Source organism: Pseudovibrio axinellae (genome assembly GCF_900110875.1).
In the GTDB taxonomy this organism is placed as follows: domain Bacteria; phylum Pseudomonadota; class Alphaproteobacteria; order Rhizobiales; family Stappiaceae; genus Pseudovibrio; species Pseudovibrio axinellae.
This window is the reverse complement of record NZ_FOFM01000005.1, coordinates 194,399-210,635: the sequence shown is the minus strand read 5'-3', so window position 1 is coordinate 210,635 and position 16,237 is coordinate 194,399. Positions and strand designations below refer to the sequence as shown.

At 50.0% G+C, this 16,237-nt stretch carries 14 protein-coding genes; 7 read left to right on the top strand and 7 right to left on the bottom strand.

Going from position 1 to position 16,237, the window contains the following annotated elements:
- Positions 1–46: 46 nt before the first annotated feature.
- Positions 47–1,273: a chromate efflux transporter gene (chrA, locus tag BMZ51_RS13075; protein ID WP_068001962.1), complete on the top strand. Its 1,227-nt coding sequence runs from the start codon at positions 47–49 to the stop codon at positions 1,271–1,273.
- A gap of 68 nt (positions 1,274–1,341) precedes the next feature.
- On the opposite strand, the gene purQ is transcribed toward chrA, so the two are convergent.
- The 4 genes from purQ to purC form a co-directional block, all read right to left on the bottom strand.
- The gene (gene purQ / locus BMZ51_RS13070) at positions 1,342–2,013 is read right to left on the bottom strand and encodes a phosphoribosylformylglycinamidine synthase subunit PurQ (protein WP_068001959.1); all 672 of its coding nucleotides are present in this window, start codon (positions 2,011–2,013) and stop codon (positions 1,342–1,344) included.
- A 45-nt stretch (positions 2,014–2,058) separates the two neighbouring features.
- Positions 2,059–2,166: a phosphoribosylformylglycinamidine synthase-associated small membrane protein gene (locus tag BMZ51_RS24500; RefSeq protein ID WP_193757775.1), complete on the bottom strand. Its 108-nt coding sequence runs from the start codon at positions 2,164–2,166 to the stop codon at positions 2,059–2,061.
- 35 nt (positions 2,167–2,201) lie between these two features.
- Positions 2,202–2,441 carry a phosphoribosylformylglycinamidine synthase subunit PurS gene (gene purS, locus BMZ51_RS13065; protein WP_068001956.1) on the bottom strand — a complete coding sequence of 80 codons (240 nt, stop codon included), beginning with the start codon at positions 2,439–2,441 and terminating at the stop codon, positions 2,202–2,204.
- Positions 2,442–2,649: 208 nt separating this feature from the next.
- The gene (gene purC / locus BMZ51_RS13055) at positions 2,650–3,414 is read right to left on the bottom strand and encodes a phosphoribosylaminoimidazolesuccinocarboxamide synthase (protein WP_068001949.1); all 765 of its coding nucleotides are present in this window, start codon (positions 3,412–3,414) and stop codon (positions 2,650–2,652) included.
- Between the two features lie 357 nt (positions 3,415–3,771).
- On the opposite strand from purC, the gene BMZ51_RS13050 reads away from it, so the two are divergent.
- Positions 3,772–4,095 (top strand): DUF1476 domain-containing protein, encoded by a 324-nt coding sequence (locus BMZ51_RS13050; RefSeq protein WP_068001935.1) that lies wholly within the window; start codon positions 3,772–3,774, stop codon positions 4,093–4,095.
- 167 nt (positions 4,096–4,262) lie between these two features.
- Complete coding sequence (locus tag BMZ51_RS13045) at positions 4,263–5,030, top strand: HpcH/HpaI aldolase family protein (RefSeq protein WP_068001933.1); 768 nt, start codon at positions 4,263–4,265, stop codon at positions 5,028–5,030.
- A 65-nt stretch (positions 5,031–5,095) separates the two neighbouring features.
- On the opposite strand, the gene rpe is transcribed toward BMZ51_RS13045, so the two are convergent.
- From rpe to BMZ51_RS13030, 3 genes are all read right to left on the bottom strand, one after another.
- Positions 5,096–5,764, bottom strand: a complete 669-nt coding sequence (rpe, locus tag BMZ51_RS13040; protein WP_068001930.1) for a ribulose-phosphate 3-epimerase — start codon at positions 5,762–5,764, stop codon at positions 5,096–5,098.
- Between the two features lie 107 nt (positions 5,765–5,871).
- The gene (locus BMZ51_RS13035; RefSeq protein WP_068001927.1) at positions 5,872–6,852 is read right to left on the bottom strand and encodes a symporter; all 981 of its coding nucleotides are present in this window, start codon (positions 6,850–6,852) and stop codon (positions 5,872–5,874) included.
- Positions 6,853–6,983: 131 nt separating this feature from the next.
- Positions 6,984–7,469, bottom strand: a complete 486-nt coding sequence (locus BMZ51_RS13030) for an Lrp/AsnC family transcriptional regulator (protein ID WP_068001925.1) — start codon at positions 7,467–7,469, stop codon at positions 6,984–6,986.
- Between the two features lie 154 nt (positions 7,470–7,623).
- Between BMZ51_RS13030 and BMZ51_RS13025 the strand changes: the two genes are divergently transcribed.
- From BMZ51_RS13025 to BMZ51_RS13010, 4 genes are all read left to right on the top strand, one after another.
- The gene (locus tag BMZ51_RS13025; protein ID WP_068001922.1) at positions 7,624–11,109 is read left to right on the top strand and encodes an indolepyruvate ferredoxin oxidoreductase family protein; all 3,486 of its coding nucleotides are present in this window, start codon (positions 7,624–7,626) and stop codon (positions 11,107–11,109) included.
- 254 nt (positions 11,110–11,363) lie between these two features.
- Entirely contained in the window at positions 11,364–11,933 is a 570-nt protein-coding gene (locus BMZ51_RS13020; RefSeq protein ID WP_068001919.1) for a TetR/AcrR family transcriptional regulator, read from the top strand.
- Positions 11,934–11,939: 6 nt separating this feature from the next.
- Positions 11,940–13,031, top strand: a complete 1,092-nt coding sequence (locus BMZ51_RS13015) for an efflux RND transporter periplasmic adaptor subunit (protein WP_068001918.1) — start codon at positions 11,940–11,942, stop codon at positions 13,029–13,031.
- A gap of 24 nt (positions 13,032–13,055) precedes the next feature.
- Positions 13,056–16,193: an efflux RND transporter permease subunit gene (locus BMZ51_RS13010; protein WP_068001917.1), complete on the top strand. Its 3,138-nt coding sequence runs from the start codon at positions 13,056–13,058 to the stop codon at positions 16,191–16,193.
- The last annotated feature ends 44 nt before the right edge of the window (positions 16,194–16,237 follow it).

Below are 16,237 nucleotides of genomic sequence, written 5' to 3'. Positions count from 1 at the left end.
TTTATATGCAAATCTGTTTATTCTTAAGAAAGTGATCGAGTCATCTATGAGTTTTGCCGAACGCCCGCACAACCTTCCTGAGGAGCATGCCAAAGGGCATGCACTGGAGGTTTTTGTCGCTTTTTTAAAGTTGGGACTAACATCCTTTGGCGGACCAATTGCCCACCTTGGGTACTTTAGAGACGAGCTTGTAATCCGGCGTAAATGGCTATCTGAGCAAGCCTATGCAGATCTGGTCGCGCTGTGCCAGTTCTTGCCAGGTCCTGCCAGCAGTCAGGTTGGGTTTGGCCTAGGCCTTATGCGGGCAGGTCCATTAGGGGCACTTGCTGCGTTTTTTGCTTTTACAGCGCCTTCTGCATTGCTGCTCTTTGGGTTTGCCTACTGGTCCAGTGCTTTTGAGGGACCTGTTGGCATGGGGCTCATCCACGGCTTAAAGCTGGTTGCTGTTGCGGTTGTCGCCCAAGCTGTTTGGGGTATGGCCAGAAATTTTTGCACCGACCAGTTGCGTGCTGGCCTTGCCGTCTTAGCAGTTGTTCTTGTGGTGGGGCTTGGTGGTGCTGGAGGTCAGATTGCAGCGATTGTTGCAGGTGGTCTGGGAGGTTTCCTGTTCTGTCGTTCGGTGCCGCAGAAAGAATTAGGTGAGGTGCTTTTTTCGCCCAAGAAACGAATTGGGGCTCTCTCTTTCATTTTGTTTGTGGTGCTTTTGTTCGGACTGCCAGTTTTAACGGACTGGATAGCTGAGCCATTGCTTGGTGTGTTTGCCAGCTTTTATCATTCAGGCTCGCTCGTTTTTGGGGGCGGCCATGTGGTGCTTCCGCTGCTGGAAGCTGAAGTTGTTGGAACTGGACTGGTGAGCGAAAGCTCCTTCCTTGCAGGGTACGGGGCTACGCAGGCGGTTCCTGGCCCACTGTTTACGTTTGCTGGTTACCTAGGCGCTGAAATGCACACGGGTTATGCTGTATGGGTTGGCGCTTGCATTGCTTTACTCGGAATTTTTCTGCCCGGTGCATTGCTACTTCTGGCGGGGCTACCTTATTGGGCTATGTTGCGCCAAACGCCGTCAGCACGTGGCATTATGGCTGGAGCAAATGCAGCTGTCGTTGGTGTTCTTGGGGCTGCTTTATATGCGCCTGTCTGGACCAGCGCGATCCTTGAGGCGAAGGACTTTGCAGCTGCGCTTTGCGGGTTCGTCCTGTTGGTTTCTTTCAAATCGCCGCCATGGGTGGTTGTGGTGCTTCTCGGACTAACCGGGATTGGCTTTGCGTTTCTTTAAGAGCTTCAGACAAGAAAAAACCCGGAGTGCTGAGCACCCCGGGTTTTAAAATTTGTTGTCTGTGCTGGTTAGGCAGCAAGGCTTTGCAACACGCTTTCAAACAGCGCACGACCTTCAAGGCCGCCATGAAGATCTTCAATGAGATTTTCAGGGTGAGGCATCATGCCGAGGACGTTGCCTTTCGCATTGGTTATGCCTGCAATGTCGTTGAGTGAACCATTTGGGTTGGTGCCGTCAGCATAGCGGAATGCGACACGGCCCGCGCCTTCGAGTTCTTTTAAGGTTTCAGCATCGGTAAAGTAGTTGCCGTCATGGTGAGCGACAGGACAGCGCCAAACTTTGCCTTTTTCCATATGCGATGTGAAGGCGCTGTTGGTGCTGGTGGTTTCCAGCATAACTTCCTTACACACGAAGTGGAGGGACGCGTTGCGCATCAATGCACCTGGCAGCAGGCCTGCCTCAGTCAGCATTTGGAAACCGTTGCATACGCCGAGAACGTGACGCCCCTGATCAGCTGCTGCTTTGAGGGCTGGCATGATATGGGAGCGTGCTGCAATTGCACCTGAGCGCAGGTAATCACCGTAGGAGAAGCCGCCTGGCAGAACGTAAAGATCTGCTTGTGGCAACTCGGTTTCTGTATGCCATACCGTGGCAACAGGCTGGCCGGAGATTTGCTCCAGCGCTTTGATCATATCGCGGTCCCGGTTGGAGCCGGGGAATAGGATCACTGCGGATTTCATGAATGTTTCCTCTTGGATGGAGGGCCGCTTGTCACAGACGAGATCTTACAGAAGTAAAAACACCGCAAGAACAGAGAGGGCAGCGGGCAAGCCAATAAAGATGATCGCTTTGATAACCATGAACCGAATAATCCGGCCTGTATCGTCTTGCACGTTTATGCCCTCGCAGGTTCTGCTATCGGCTTACTTCAGAGAAGCTCGATAGAGTAATTTTCGATGACGGTGTTTGCCAGCAGCTGTTCGCACATGGCTTCAATGTCAGATTTGGCCTGTACTTCGTTGCGATCTGATAAGTCCAGGTCAAAAACCTTGCCCTGACGAATACCTTCAACGCCTTCAAAACCAAGAGAACCAAGGGAGCCTTCGATTGCTTTGCCCTGGGGATCGAGAACACCGTTCTTGAGAGTGACGGTCACACGTGCCTTCATGGTTCTAACTGGTCCTTCCTTACCAACTGGGAGATTTAAGCGTGTTGCATTGCACCTGCCGCTTAAACCCGTTCTTGCGCGCGTTCATAACGCGGGAATCTATGCTGGGGAAGCAAAAACGACCGAGGTTAGTGAGATAGTTCAATACCCTGACGGCAGTTTGTTTGCCCCAAAAATGTAAAACGGGCCTCAAGGGCCCGTTTATCGATCACTTAACTAGAACTGGTCCGGACTGACCCGGCCGGTCGTTGTCAATCAGAATACCGAGCCTGCGCGCGACTTCCTGATAGGCCTCAACCATACCGCCCATATTTTGGCGGAAACGGTCTTTGTCCATTTTGTCGTTTGTGGTGGTGTCCCACAGACGGCAGCTATCAGGTGAGATCTCATCTGCAAGAACAATACGCATCATGTCGCCTTCAATCTGACGTCCAAGTTCGATCTTGAAGTCAACGAGGCGGATGCCAACGCTCATGAACAGGCCTGAGAGGAAGTCATTGATGCGGATGGCGAGTGCCATAATGTCATCAAGTTCCGGCGGGGCTGCCCAACCAAACGCGGTGATGTGTTCTTCGGAGACCAGCGGATCCCCAAGTTCATCGTTCTTGTAGTAGAACTCAATAATGGAGCGTGGAAGCTGAGTACCTTCCTCCAATCCAAGGCGTTTGCACAGAGAGCCTGCTGCAACGTTGCGGACAACGACCTCGATCGGGATGATTTCCACCTGACGGATCAGCTGCTCGCGCATGTTCAAGCGACGAATAAAGTGGGTTGGGATACCCATGTTATTCAGATTGTTGAAAATGTACTCAGAGATCCGATTGTTCAGGACACCCTTTCCATCAACAACTTCATGCTTTTCGTTGTTGAAGGCTGTAGCATCATCTTTGAAGTGCTGAATCAGCGTTCCCGGCTCAGGACCCTCATAGAGAATCTTGGCCTTGCCTTCGTAAATTCGCCGACGGCGGTTCATAGGCACTTACCATTGTGTTTGTAGAACAAGTAGTACGGGTGACGTCGAGGCTTCAACCAAAATGCCTTCCAAAGCAACCGAGCTTAAATGCTGCGAATAGCCGTCCAGCAGTGGTCTCCGCATCTTTCGCCATTGCGAAAATCGCGATCCCGCTATGCGGCGCGGAACTTACCCGACTTTTACATAAAGCACAAATGCGTAATTTGAATGGCACTATCTGCACTAGAAATACCATGGACTACAACTAATGGCTTTTGACCTGCAAATAGAAGTTGCGTACAATGATTCACGTAAGTTATAGCGTGACTTGTTAGAGGGGAGAGGCCCTTTTACATTGTCTAAGCTAGGAGGGAATAGATGAGCACCTTTGACAAACGAGCTGATGCGTTTGAAGGCGGTTTCGCACTGGGTTCTGAGCTTGCATTTAAGGCGACTGCACGGCGCGATAAGCTACTGGGCCAGTGGGCAGCAGAAAAACTCGGTTTGGCTGGTGATATCGCAGAGGATTACGCCAATAAGATTGTGCAAACAGATCTTCAAGAGCCGGGCGACGAAGATATTTATGCTCGCATTTCCAAAGATTTTGCAGATGCTGGTGTTGAGCAGTCTGAACATCAGATTCGCCGCACTATGGAAGAGCTGATGGCTGTTGCGAAAAAGGAACTTTCCGAGGAAGCCTAAGTTCGCACCTTAAAGCAGGTTCTACATTTGAGCCTTAGACTTGAAAAATTGCCGTTTTCCCTTGATATTCTTAGGGAAGCGGCTTTTTTGTTTGAGTGTCAAGAACAGGCTGGGAGATGGCACCTTTAGGTTTGATGGTGTCATGGTATGAGGGGGTGAGACATCAAATGACTGAAAGTATGTGCCTAGCGGATAAGCTAAGAGCAGGGCAGACGATTGTAAGTGCCTGGGCGAGTCTGCCTTCTCCAATTTTTTCCAGCTTGTTGTTGAAGGGGGGATACAAGGCTATCACCCTGGATTTGCAGCATGGATTGCAGACAGTGTCGGAGGCACGTGATTCGATCAAGGAAATCATCAGCGGGGGTGGCCATGGTGTTGCGCGCATCTGTGTGGATGATTTCAAGACTGCCAGTTGGCTGCTGGATGCTGGTGCGGAGGCTGTCATAGCTCCGATGATCAATAGTGTTGAAGATGCAAGGAAGCTTGTTGAGTTTTGTAAGTTCCCGCCTGTCGGTGCACGTAGCTTCGGTGCTTTTGGAGCTACAATGGCGACGGGTGTTTCTATGGATGACTATTTTTCGTCTGCAGATGAGAAAACACTTGCGATTGCAATGATCGAAACGCCGCAAGCTTATGAAGCGTTGGATGACATTTTGGCTGTAGGCGGCCTGGATGGGATTTTTGTGGGGCCTTCTGACCTATCTCTGACAACGTCAGGTGGCGCACGTGTCGAGCCTGTTGCTGACCAATCTTTGAAGATGCAAAAAGAGATCGCCCGAAAAGCGGTCAATGCTGGAAAGATTGCCGGGATCTATTGCGTGTGCAAGGAGCATCTTCAGCAGTCAAAGGCGGCTGGGTATCGTTTTATGACATTCGGTACTGATGCGACGTTGTTTATCAATGCCGCAAGGGACGCGGCGCATTCATTGGATTAAGTGGAAACGCGCGTATCCAAGATAAAGGCCGCCCATGGGCGGCCTATGTGATGCAGTGTTTGGTTCTAAATATGCGCCGCAGAGCGGATTGCTTTGATGTTGTCGCGATAGCTCTCTACCGTACCGCCTTTGAAAACTGCTGATCCTGCAACAAGCGTATCTGCGCCGACCTTAGTGACCAAAGGTGCTGTTTGTTGCGTAATGCCACCGTCAATCTGGATACGGATCGGACGATCCCCAATCATGCTCTTGATGCGTGCAACTTTGGCGATCTGGCTTTCGATGAACTTCTGTCCGCCAAAGCCCGGGTTCACCGTCATGATGAGGATCAGGTCGAGACGGTCCAGAACATATTCCAGGCAGCTTTCATGGGTGGCGGGATTAAGAGATACACCCGCCTTCTTGCCTAGATTACCGATTGCTTGCAATGAGCGATCCAGGTGTGTTGTGGCTTCAGCATGAACTGTAATGTAATCCGAACCAGCTTTTGCGAACGCTTCCAAATATGGGTCGCATGGTTTTATCATAAGATGGGTGTCAAAAACCTTATCGGTGTGCGGGCGAAGCTTTGCAATTACGTCTGGCCCAAATGTGATATTTGGAACAAAGTGGCCATCCATGACATCGAGGTGGATCCAGTCGGCTCCAGCTTCGACAACATCACGAACTTCTTGTCCTAACTTAGAAAAGTCCGATGCAAGGATGGAAGGGGCGATAACGAGCGGCTGTGCCATAGCAGGGAATCTCCTTGGTGTGCCAATTTTGCTGTGCGGCTAACATGGACGCACGAGAGAAGCAAGTCGTGCTAAGTGCGCAGCAGATGTGTTTGTGCTCATGAACTTCAGGGATGCGCTTTGACGATATGCATCGCAACGGGCCGCAAAATCCAAGGCAACAAGTAGATTGGGAACTGTGCGAATGCGAAAAAGAGCCACGCAATCTCTGGAATTGTGCCACCCAATGCTGCAACCATAAGCCCCAGGTTACGACTTCCTGCGCCGTAGGCTGTGATGAATGCGGTTTTCCTGTCAGCAGAACTAAAGATCAGGAATGTAACCAGAAACTGCAATGCTGCGATTGCAAAGACGCTAATGAACAGTTGAACAGCTCTTAGAGGTTCGGAAGCTGTGAACTCTGCGACGCCATCCATTGCCGCAATGGCAAAGAGGAAGAGAACAATGCAATTGATCCCGTTGATGTGGTCCGTTGCTGCTGCAATGTGTTTTGCCCCAAGGATGACATTGATGAACCGGCCAAGACCTGCTGAGCCAACCAGGAACACGGCGAGGTTTGCTGCCAAAGATATGGGGTCAACTTGAAGTGTTTCGGGCAGTAGCAGATAGGCAAATAAAGCCGTGCTGAAGGGGGCAATCATCAATGACAGTGTTGATATGGTCAGGGCGAGTGCACCGTTGAGACCAAACATCCAGATAAAAATCGGGGTCGACATCACTGGAGGTGCTGCTGTCACCATAAAGAGGGCAGTGAGTACTCCAGGATCTATCTGATCCAGCCCTAGCATAAGGCATGCTGAGATTGCCAATGCGGGAAGCACCAGCATTTGCCAAAGCACCGCGGCAACTGCTGGCAACGGGCGTTTGAGTTGGTTCACGATGGTGACATTATCTACGCGTACAAAAGAAAGTGTCAGAAGGATAAAAATTGCGGGTGTCAGGAACATTCGCAGTGCCTGAGCAATAGAAGGAAGGAAAAGGCCAAGAAATATCGAAACCGCGATTACATTGGTGCTGTTGCGCCCCAAGAAACGCAGGAGCGTGATGATCAGCTTAAGGCTGCCTATCGCTGTTGTTGGGGAGGGCAAAGTTCAGTCCACGCGAATTCCATATGTATACGGTATCGCGAGACTAAAACATATCAGTCGAGTTTGAGCAAACATTTCGGAGTTTTGGTGAGCCTACGTCAACCAACTTTGCAAAGGTTTGGTAAGGATCTTTAACCGACAAACTCTTTTAGTGGTAATGCAACTGTTTCCTTAATTGTAGAAACTACAATGCGGGACTGAACATCTGAGACCAGAGCGTTGTCCAGAAGTTTCAAACGAAGGAAATCGTCATAAGCCTTAATGTCGGTGGCGACAACCTTGATGAGATAATCCACTGCGCCAGTGATGCGTTCACATGTAACGACTTCAGGCCATACTCCGATAAGCCTGTCAAATGTCTCCATGTTTTCGCGACTAGGTATAGTGAGCTTTACAAATGCATATGCCAGAAAGCCAAGGCCGACTGCATCACGATCAACCAGTGCGGCTGTTTGTTTGATGACACCGGTTTCCTTCAGCTTCTTAATTCGCCTCCAGCATGGAGTCTGGCTCATACCGGCTTCTTTGGCGATATCTGCGATAGATTGAGAGGCATCTTTTTGCAGAATCCGCAAAACACGGATGTCGGATGGATCCAATAAGGAATTTTCGCTCATATGCCCTCTTGGGAATAATATTTCGACTGAATACGTATTTGTTGGTAGGATAGCACAGAAAGCACGCAATAAAAGGATCACTATGGGCTAGGACGAAAGAATTGGTTTTGGCGGGGGGGACCGTCCACAGCCAAATGGGAGAGGAGCTCATGGAATGAATGTAAGTGTGCCACCGATCAGCTTGCATGATAAATATACAGCTGAAGCAGGCAATGTTTACCTGACAGGTATACAGGCACTGGTGCGTTTGGCGTTGGATCGTGGTCGGATAGACCGGGCTAAGGGATTGAACACTGGCGGCTTTATCTCAGGATACCGCGGTTCTCCCATTGCAGGCTATGACACGGAACTTCAAAGGTCGCGTCAATATCTCGATCCGCTGGATATTCAGTTTCAACCGGGAGTGAACGAGGAACTGGGTGCCACTGCGGTGTGGGGATCGCAAAAGGTACGCCAACATGGCAAAGGCTCCAGCTTTGATGGAGTCTATGGAATCTGGTACGGGAAGGCGCCAGGTGTCGATAGAGCAGGCGATGTACTGCACCAAGCCAGCGCTTCAGGAACCGACCCGAACGGAGGCGTCGTAGCGCTTGCGGGTGATGACCATATGGCAAAATCTTCCATTTTGCCGGCGCAGAGCGAGTTTTTCTTCCAGCACGCTGAAATTCCTGTACTCAATCCAGCTGATATACAGGAGGTTCTGGATTTCGGACTGCACGGTTTTGAGCTGTCACGCTACTCCGGTTTGTGGAGCGCATTGATCTGCCTTGCAGATACGATGGATGCCTCTGGTGTTGTTTCTGTAGATCCAGGGCGTCTGACATTCTCGCGCCCTGCTGCTTTTGATCCGCGTAAAAATGCAGAGCTAAACCGCGTTCTATTGCTTGGCAATCGCTTGGAAACAGAACGGCTTTTGCGCGATATCCGTATGCCTGCTGTCTTAGCATATGCGAAGGCCAATCGTCTGGACCATGTAGCCTATGGTGCTCAGAAACCTCGCATTGGTATGGTCGCAACTGGTAAAGCCTTCCGCGACTTGTGTCAGGCTCTTCGCCTGATGGGAATTACAGATCATCGCGCCAAGGAGATAGGGCTGGCGGTCTATAAGGTTGGGATGCCTTATCCGCTTGAGCCAACAGCGTTTTCAAGTTTTGCGCGTGGTGTCGAAAAACTCCTGATTGTTGAGCATAAACGTGCTTTCATTGAACCGCAGATAAAAGAGATTGCCTATAACTGGCCGAGTGACCAGCAGCCGCAGATTTTTGGTAAAAAAGATGCCAAGGGTGAGCCTTTGCTCTCTGATGTGCTTGAGCTCTCCATTGATGAAATGATCCGTGTGATCCTGAGTTTCCTGCCACAGGAATACATCAATGATGAGATGCGCTCCGTTGCCGACTCCATGATGCGTCAGCAGATGTGGGCGCAAGGACACGGCGAGCTTGCTGCACGTTCTCCATACTTCTGTTCTGGTTGTCCGCACAACACTTCGACGGTCGTGCCTGAAGGGTCCCGTTCGATGCCGGGGATCGGCTGCCATGCCATGACCGAGATTAACGGTCGTAGCACCGATGGTCAGATCGCCATGGGCGGTGAAGGAACTTTGTGGGTGGGGCAGGCGAACTTTGCCCGTGACAAGCACGTGTTTGCCAATATGGGGGATGGAACTTATTTCCACTCCGGTATTTTGTCTATCCGCCAAGCGGTTGCAGCCCGTGTGTCGATTACCTTCAAGATCCTTTATAACGACGCTGTTGCGATGACGGGGGGGCAGGAGATTGATGGCTCGCTGACTGTACCTCAACTGCTCAATCAGCTTCATGCTGAAGGTGTTGAGAAGATTGTTCTTTTGAGTGAACACCCAGAGGATTACGAGGGACGCCAGGATTTGGCATTGTCCGAGCCCGTGCATCATCGGGATGACCTGATGAAAGTGCAAAACGAGCTTAAAGAGTTTAAAGGCACCTCAGCTATTGTGTTTGACCAAACATGTGCAGCTGAAAAACGCCGTCGTCGTAAGAAGGGGCTATATCCAGATCCAGATCTGCGCTTGTTCATTAATGACCGCGTCTGTGAGGGCTGTGGTGATTGCTCTGTGCAATCTAACTGTCTGTCTGTTGAGCCTGAAGCAACAAAGTTTGGCGAAAAACGCAGGATCAACCAATCTTCGTGTAACAAAGACTTTTCTTGTGTAAAGGGTTTCTGCCCTTCCTTTGTTTACGTGAAGGGTTCCAAATTGCGTCAGGCCAAGCCAGCTGATTTTGCTCTCGATGAGTTTGTGAAGCAGCTTCCCGATGTGACGCGGCCTGCTTTGACGAACACGCATAATTTACTGGTGGCAGGTATTGGCGGTATGGGGGTTACAACGATCTCCGCTATTATCGCGATGGCGGCTCATATTGATGGCATTAAGGCGTCTACGCTGGATATGACAGGTCTCGCTCAAAAAGGCGGCCCTGTGACATCGCATGTGCGCTTTGCAGCTGCAAACGATACGATTGAAGGACCGCGCGTTCCCCCAGCTCAACTGGATGTTCTGATTGCCAGCGATATGCTGGTTGCAAGCAAAGCTGAGCAGTTGTCACTTTACCACAAGAACCGGACACATGGGTTTGTAAACACCAATGTGACCCCGACTTCTGAATTCGTGATGAAGCAACAGCAGTCCTTTGACGAACAAAAAATGGCCCGCACTCTGGAGCAAGGTACACATGACCTTCGCGCCCATGACCTTGCAAATATTGCAGAAAAACTGCTTGGAGACGCCATATATACCAATATGATGTTGGTTGGCTTAGCTTATCAGGCGGGAACGCTACCTATTTCTGCGCAAGCGATCGAAAATGCGATTGCCCTGAATGGTGCTGCTGTTGAGAAGAATATCCGTGCCTTCCACGCAGGTCGCGTTCTCTATGCCAATCCTGATGCTATCTTCTCAGCTCTTCCTCGTCAGGACGCCATCAAGGTCATGACATTGGACGAGCAAATCGCATTTTTCGCTAAAGAACTTACCGCGTATCAGAACAAGTCATATGCCAACCAGTATCTCAACATGATCTCTGAGGTTCGGGCTCGTGATGAGGAATTTGGACCAGGTTCTCTTGATGTGACCCGAACCGCTGCAGAGATGCTTTACAAGGTGATGGCCTACAAAGACGAGTACGAGGTTGCGCGTCTTTATTGCGATCCTGAGTTCCGTAAAAAGCTTGAAGCGCAATTTGCAGATCCTAGTGAATTGCAATTGATGCTGGCTCCTCCATTCTTGCCAGGCAAAGTGGACGCGAAGACAGGGCGGCCGAAGAAACGGGCGTTTGGACCTTGGATATTTAAGGCTTTTGCCTTGCTTGTTTCATTAAAAAGCCTCCGTGGAACTGCGCTTGATTTGTTTGGTTATGCGAGGGAACGTAAAGAAGAGCGTGCATTGATTAAGCAATACCGCGATGATCTGTCTATGACCTGCGGGAAGCTTGGAACAGCCAATTACGGTTTGTTGCGAGAGCTCGTTAGTTTGCCTGATTCTATTCGGGGCTATGGTCCAATCAAGGATGAGAGCATGAAACTTGCACAAGAAAGGCGGGAGAATCTTCTAGGAAGACTGGAAGAAGACCCGACAACGGTCAAGTTTAAAGAAGCAGCTGAATAACACACAGTTCTCGACGTAATACTGCAAGGTGCCGGCCTCTTAATAGGGTCGGCATTTTGTGTTTCAGGTCACAGTTGTGTCAAATAATACTTGATATGCGCTCTTCTACCGACGTCTGCTTCAATTTTCGCAAAATTGAAACTTGTCTTTTTTTTTGACTTCCTCTAAAACCGACCAGACGGTACAGAAACCGACCAGACGGTACAGAAACTGAACGGTTGGTACAGGCTCCGAAGAAGGAGAGGAATACCAGCGTGGATACAACAGCAGATCATATTCTGGATGCGGTCGAGCGGCTTATTTGTATTGACTCACAGCGCAAGCTCACTATCGATGCAGTGGCTGCAGAAGCTGGCATGTCCAAAGGCGGTGTTCTATACAACTTCAGGAGTAAACAAGAACTGCTGTTGGGGGTTATTCGGCGGGCTGTTTCGGACTTCCGAACAACAACCTATGCACTGAGTGACACGTTGCGAGAGCAGGGGGCCGCCTGTCCTACTTTGAGGGCTAGCTTTCAAATTTACAGAGACTACAGAGAGAAGGCCGCTCCCATTACATTGTTTGCCCTTGCTGCTCGGGAACCGGAATTAGTCGCAGAATTTCAGGAAATGAGTGCAGAAATTGGGCAGGCAATCAGCACTGAAGTAAATGATCCAATTTTGGGTCATATGTGTGAGCTCATTGTAGACGGGCTTTATTATCGCCAGGCCATGCAAGTCAAGGTTCATAGTACTGGTGAAATCGATGAACTTATAGATCGCGTGTTGGAAATTACCTCCCAGAATTCTCTGCACGATGGATTGAAAGCTGAAGCTGGAAACTAAGGTAAAATGCAGAAAATAAGCGGAAAAAGTCGAATAGGGCGTTTAAGCGTTCCTGTTTTTGTTGGGGCACTCGCTCTGCTTCTTGCTAGTTGTCAGGAGCAGGATGTGGCGGAGGCACCTACAGAGGCAGCTCCTCGTCCAGCTCGTGTCATGGTTGTCTCCCAAGTTGACGATCTCTTCACACGTAACTTCACGGGACGTGTTGATGCGGTTCAGACCGTTGATCTTGCTTTCCGTGTGTCCGGGCAGCTGGTGGAACTTCCAATTGTTGAAGGTCAGCGCATTGCGAAAGGTGATCTTATCGCAGCGCTTGATCCAACCGACTACCAAAACACTGTACGCGAGGCGCAAGTTAACTTTGAGCAAAAGAAGAAAGACCTGAAGCGTTTTGAGACCCTCAAAAATAAGCAGGTTATTTCTGAAGGTCAGTATGACAATGCAAAAACTGCATTTGACCTTGCTCAGGTTACTCTCGATAAAGCCACGCAAAACCTCGGTTATACGAAGATTGTTGCGCCGTACGATGCAATTGTAACCTCACGTACGCTCGATAACTTTGCAATTATCAGTGCAGGGACGAGCATAGCACGTCTGCAGGATGTGAGCGAAGTTCGTATTAATATTAATGTTCCTGAAACGCTCTTCTCCCAGGCGACTGAGTCTTCTGTCCTGAATATGACAGCTGAGTTTCCGTCTCATCCGGGTAAGGTGTTCCCTCTGGAATATCGTGAGCATAGTACCGAAGCAGACAAGGTCGCTCAGACCTACCGAGTCACTTTGGCTATGGACAACGATGCAGGCTTCAACCTCATTCCAGGTATGACAGCAAGCGTTAAAGTCAAACTCAACAGCCTTGGTAGCGCTCAAAACGTGGCGTTTTTCGTACCAACTTCAGCTATTGGCTCCGCCCCGGATAAAAGTCCCTACGTTTGGGTTGTCGATGATTCTGAAAAACGTGTAGGCCGCCGCAAGGTTCAGTTGGGAACAGTACTTGGAAGCTTTATTCCGGTGCTTTCCGGCCTGAAGGACGGTGAAATGGTTGTTACTGCGGGTGTAAGCCACCTGAGTGAAAACCAGCAGATCGTTCCAAAGTTGTAAGAGTGGCGTCTAGGAGTTTTTGAAATGGATATTGCACGCTACTCTATTGAGAAGCCGGTCAATGTCTGGATGGTTGTTCTGATTGCTCTTCTCGGGGGCATTTGGGCTCTGGGCGGTATCGGACGGCTCGAAGATCCAGCATTTACAATTAAAGAAGCGCAGGTGATCACCTCCTATCCGGGTGCAAGCGCTGCAGAGGTTGAGGAAGAAGTCACTGAACGGCTCGAAAGTGCCATTCAGCAGATGCCTCAGCTAAAACAAGTTCGTAGTACATCAGAACCGGGTCTTTCCCGTATTCAGGTGGAAATGAAAGACATCTATGATGGCACTGAGCTGCCTCAGGTGTGGGATGAGCTGCGTCGTAAAGTGAACGACGAAGTGCCAAACCTGCCAAATGGTGTCCGCACTCCGATTGTTTATGACAGCTTCGGTGATGTGTTTGGCATGTACTATGCCCTGTCTGCTGATGGATACTCCAATCGGGATATTCGTAAGACCGTTAAAGAACTGCGCCGTGAACTGTTGACTGTCGACAATGTTGCGAAGGTTTCTATTCTTGGGTTGCCTGAGGATGAGATTATCATCGCGATGGATCAGGACCGATTGGCACAGCTTGGTATCACCATTGCGGACGTACAAAGTGTTCTGAATGCTGAAAACGCTATTCAGGCAAACGGTACAACGGTTTCAGGTGACCTGCGCATTCGCATATCGACTGTTTCAGCCTTTGACAGTTACCGCAGTATTCAGGATCTCATGATTGGTAATCCGGGTTCCACGGCGATGGTTCGATTGTCTGACGTCGCGACGCTCTCTGTTCAGGAGCCTGAGAACCCTAAGGTTCTGGTGCGCCATAACGGCCAGCGTGCGGTTACACTGGGCGTTGCTGCGATTGAAGATACGAACGTGGTGGCCGTTGGTCAGGATGTTGAGGCTCATCTGAGCACACTGAGCGCTAAACTGCCGATCGGTATGGAAATCATGCCCGTCTATGAACAGCACAAAGTGGTTGATCAGGCGGTTGGTTCATTCGTGTGGAACCTTGTGATCTCTGTGTCCATCGTGATTATCGTGCTTGGCATCTTTATGGGTTGGCGCGCAGCTGTTGTGGTTGGTTCGGTTCTGTTGTTGACCGTTCTTTCAACGATCCTATTGATGAAGCTGGGTGGTATCGAGCTTGAACGTATTTCGCTTGGTGCTCTGGTTATCGCTATGGGTATGTTGGTGGACAACGCGATCGTTGTTGCCGAAGGCATGATGATCAATATGCAACGTGGTATGCGGCCAATCAAAGCTGCATCGACTGTTGTTGAGCAAACCAAATGGCCGCTTCTGGGCGCAACCGTTATCGGTATTATGGCGTTCTCTGGTATTGGCCTTTCCAGTGACAGTACAGGTGAGTTCATGTTCTCGCTGTTTGCTGTTGTTGGTATTTCCCTGCTGATGTCCTGGCTGTTCGCTATCCTCGTTACACCGTTGTTTGGTAAGTACTTCTTCAAGATGGCGACCATCTCAGGAGAAGCGCATGATCCTTACCGTGGCATGCTTTACACGTTGTTCCGCAAGATTTTGGTGCTGACACTGAAACTGCGCTGGTTGTCTCTGGCGATTTTGATCGGTGTAACGGTTGTTTGCTTCTGGTCTTTCCAGTTTGTCGGAAACTCGTTTTTCCCGAACTCTTCGACACCGTTGTTCTACGTGAACTACTGGCTACCACATGGTACCGATATTCACGCAACTGCGCGTGACATGGAGAAGCTTGAGAACGAGATCCTGTCTTTGCCAGGTGTCGTTGCGACCAATACGTTCATCGGGCAGGGTGCTACCCGCTTTATGCTGACTTATGCAGCTCAAGACGGTAGCTCCAACTATGGCCAGGTGATTGTTCGTACTGAAAACACCGATGTCATTGATGATCTTGCACTGAAGATCCGTGCCTTTGGTGTGTCCGAGTTGCCACAGGGACAGGTGTATACTGAACGTTTGGTGTTTGGTCCTCCATCTGGTGCTGATGTTCAGGCGCGTATCTCGGGTCCTAATGCTGATGTTCTGCGGGAAATCTCCGAGGAGATGAGCCAGATCTTCAAAGACCCTCAGTACCGCTTGAGTGATGTTCGTACGGATTGGCGTGAGCGTGAGCTGGTGATGCAGCCGAAGTTCGATGAGCAGCGTGCTCGTATCGCTGGTATCACTCGTCAGGATCTTTCTACTGCGGTTCAGTTTACCTCTGATGGTATCCGTGCTGGCAGTTATCGGGATCTGGATGAAGACATTCCGATCTACGTGAAACGCAAGCGTTCTGAAGGTGAGAGTGCGTCCGAAGCCCTTATAAATACACTGGTTTGGAGTTCGCAGCAGCGCAAGTATGTGCCGATTGATCAGGTCACTTCTGGTATCGCTACCGTGACTGAAGATACTTTGATCCGTCGTCGTGATCGTGTGAAGACGATTAGTGTGCTTGGGTCTAGTGCGCCAGATGAGTTAGCGTCGGTTGCTCATGCTCGAATTCGTGGAGCTATTGAAGGGGTTTCGCTTCCCGATGGGTACTTCATGGAATGGGGTGGTGAATATGAAAACTCTCAGGATGCGAATGCGTCGCTGGGTAAGAAGGTACCTGTAACCTTCCTCGTCATGATTATTATCTCCATCCTGTTGTTCTCTAAGGTGCGGGAACCACTCATCATTTGGCTGATCGTGCCGATGTCTATCAACGGTGTTGTGATTGGTCTGATCGGGACCGGTATGCCGCTCGACTTCATGGCGATCCTTGGTGTGCTGTCCTTGTCAGGTATGCTTATCAAGAATGCGATCGTCTTGCTGGAAGAGATCGATCTTCAGCTGGAAGAAGGTGGTGACCGTTTCGAAGCTGTTGTAAACGCAAGTGTTTCTCGTCTTCGTCCGGTGTCGATGGCTGCTATTACCACGATCCTTGGTATGGCTCCGCTGATCGTTGATCCGATGTTTGCAAGTATGTCCGTGACTATTATGGGCGGTCTGGCTTTTGCGACTGTGTTGACATTGATCGCAGTTCCATTGCTGTTCATTATCTTCTACCGCATCAAATCTGGTGAGAAGCCGGATAGCGCTATGCCGTTTAAGTCGCTGGAAGAACTGGAAGAAAAGGCTGCTAGTAACAACAAGGACAAACTGGAAGCCGTTTAAAAAAATGGCCTTCCCGGTTCTTTGAAACCGGGAAGGCCAACGAG

What these genes read in the sequence shown, in the direction of transcription:
- chrA (WP_068001962.1), top strand. Translation starts at nt 47, where the DNA reads ATGAGTTTTGCCGAACGCCCGCACAACCTTCCTGAGGAGCATGCCAAA.
- purQ (WP_068001959.1), bottom strand. Translation starts at nt 2,013, where the DNA reads ATGAAATCCGCAGTGATCCTATTCCCCGGCTCCAACCGGGACCGCGAT.
- purS (WP_068001956.1), bottom strand. Translation starts at nt 2,441, where the DNA reads ATGAAGGCACGTGTGACCGTCACTCTCAAGAACGGTGTTCTCGATCCC.
- purC (WP_068001949.1), bottom strand. Translation starts at nt 3,414, where the DNA reads ATGAACCGCCGTCGGCGAATTTACGAAGGCAAGGCCAAGATTCTCTAT.
- BMZ51_RS13050 (WP_068001935.1), top strand. Translation starts at nt 3,772, where the DNA reads ATGAGCACCTTTGACAAACGAGCTGATGCGTTTGAAGGCGGTTTCGCA.
- BMZ51_RS13045 (WP_068001933.1), top strand. Translation starts at nt 4,263, where the DNA reads ATGACTGAAAGTATGTGCCTAGCGGATAAGCTAAGAGCAGGGCAGACG.
- rpe (WP_068001930.1), bottom strand. Translation starts at nt 5,764, where the DNA reads ATGGCACAGCCGCTCGTTATCGCCCCTTCCATCCTTGCATCGGACTTT.
- BMZ51_RS13030 (WP_068001925.1), bottom strand. Translation starts at nt 7,469, where the DNA reads ATGAGCGAAAATTCCTTATTGGATCCATCCGACATCCGTGTTTTGCGG.
- BMZ51_RS13025 (WP_068001922.1), top strand. Translation starts at nt 7,624, where the DNA reads ATGAATGTAAGTGTGCCACCGATCAGCTTGCATGATAAATATACAGCT.
- BMZ51_RS13015 (WP_068001918.1), top strand. Translation starts at nt 11,940, where the DNA reads ATGCAGAAAATAAGCGGAAAAAGTCGAATAGGGCGTTTAAGCGTTCCT.
- BMZ51_RS13010 (WP_068001917.1), top strand. Translation starts at nt 13,056, where the DNA reads ATGGATATTGCACGCTACTCTATTGAGAAGCCGGTCAATGTCTGGATG.